Genomic DNA, 1,806 nt, shown 5'->3' with positions numbered 1-1,806 from the left:
CTTCCACCTTATGGATAATCAACAGGCGTGTTATTTTATAAAGTATCCTAAATTTATAGTATTAAAATACTGTGTATAAAAAACAAAAATTAGCACAAACTATCAAAAAAATATTTTGTTCAAAACATAAAATATGAATATACCCGAGGTATTGATGGATGGATTATTTTGAAAGAATACAAAGCTCAATTGAATTCATTGAAAAAAACCTACAAAATGAATTAAATATTACTGAAATCGCCTCACAATCCTGTTTTTCAGCGTTTCATTTCCAACGAATTTTCCAGGCTATTACAGGTTTTTCTGTACAGAAGTACATAAGATACAGAAGACTTTCTGAAGCTGCGACATTACTGAAGGAGACAAAAGAGAACATATTAGAAATAGCGATATCTTTTCAATATGGTTCACAAGAAGCATTTACCCGTGCATTTGTAAATTGTTTTGGTATAACTCCGGCTAGATATCGAAAGGTGGAAGCTATTATAAGTCAACAAATCAAAATTAACTTTTTGGATTATAAGGATAGGATAAAAGGGGATTTGGTCATGAACAAACCTGAGATTATTCTATTAAACAAGTCGTATATTATTGGTTACGAGTACAAAACAACTTTAAATAACGAAAAATACTTCATGGAAATTCCAGAATTTTATCTTGATTTTGGAAGAAACGAATATTATTTGCGAATTCCTAAAAAAGTTGCACCAAATATGTCATACGGCATAGCAACTAACTTTCGTGATGATAGTCATTTTTCGTTTGTTGTTGGGGAAGAAGTTCAGGAATTTAATACAGAATTAGAAAACGGTTTTGTGAATGTTGAAATTCCAGAGGGTAAATATGCTGAATTCAAAGTCAACGGAACCACTGATTTAGTTCAAAATACTAGAAGATACATTTATGGAGCATGGCTACTGAATTCTAAATATAAAAGAAGAGAGGGACCGGATTTCGAGATTACCGACGTCTTACATTCAACATTTCCGAATAAAATGAAAATGAAGATCTACATACCAATAAAGGAATGACCTAAGGAGATAACAACATGAATATTGGAATAATTTTTGAGGATTTCCCAGTATTGACGTCTGTAAATCTAATATTAAAAAGAATTGAAGAATCACACTTACAGGAAGTATATACAATTTACGATAACGACAAGGTATTTGAATATTGCGGGATCATTCCTAAACATAACTTACAAACGGTAAGTAAAATGATTGGCCATTTTGATAGGGATTACTATAAAAAAAGTAGAATCAAGTGGGGTATCTTTCAAAAGAATCAAAGTAATAAACTGGTGGGAATTATTGAATGTATGGATTTTAACCAAAAAGTGAACATGGTATCCATCGGCTATTTTTTAGCAGAAGACTATTGGGGTAGGGGCATTGCAACTGAATCTGTCGGTATTTTAACAAAATTTTTATTTGAAAAGGTTAATATTAACAGGATTCAAGCAGAGGTCATGCCTGCGAACGAAATCTCAAAGAAAGTCCTCTTAAAAAATGGTTTTATAAAAGAAGGATTACTAAGGCAAGCCTCTTTATGGTCTGGTAAAGGAGTAGTCGATTTAGAAATATACGGTATACTTAAAGAGGACTACACGAATAAAAGGTTGTAAAAAGGAAATAACAATAACGTAATGGGGGAAATAAAAGTATGCTTGATCTGCCAGATTGTCCAAAATGCAATTCAGAATACACTTATGAAGATGGAAGTCTTCTTGTTTGCCCAGAATGTGCTCATGAGTGGACTTTAGAATTAGAAACTAGACTTGCCCAAAATTTGATACAAAATTTA

At 31.9% G+C, this 1,806-nt stretch carries 2 protein-coding genes and 1 pseudogene; all 3 read left to right on the top strand.

What is annotated here, in order from left to right:
* Positions 1-158 precede the first annotated feature (158 nt).
* Complete coding sequence (locus tag HMPREF0083_RS09975) at positions 159-1,031, top strand: AraC family transcriptional regulator (protein ID WP_021621171.1); 873 nt, start codon at positions 159-161, stop codon at positions 1,029-1,031.
* A gap of 17 nt (positions 1,032-1,048) precedes the next feature.
* Positions 1,049-1,627 (top strand): GNAT family N-acetyltransferase, encoded by a 579-nt coding sequence (locus tag HMPREF0083_RS09970; RefSeq protein WP_021621170.1) that lies wholly within the window; start codon positions 1,049-1,051, stop codon positions 1,625-1,627.
* A 38-nt stretch (positions 1,628-1,665) separates the two neighbouring features.
* Positions 1,666-1,806: pseudogene (locus tag HMPREF0083_RS27135) on the top strand (alkylphosphonate utilization protein); the annotation flags it as partial.

The organism is Aneurinibacillus aneurinilyticus ATCC 12856 (assembly GCF_000466385.1).
Classification (GTDB): Bacteria; Bacillota; Bacilli; order Aneurinibacillales; family Aneurinibacillaceae; genus Aneurinibacillus; species Aneurinibacillus aneurinilyticus.
Note: the sequence above shows the minus strand (reverse complement) of the source record. Positions and strands in the feature narration are given on the sequence as shown.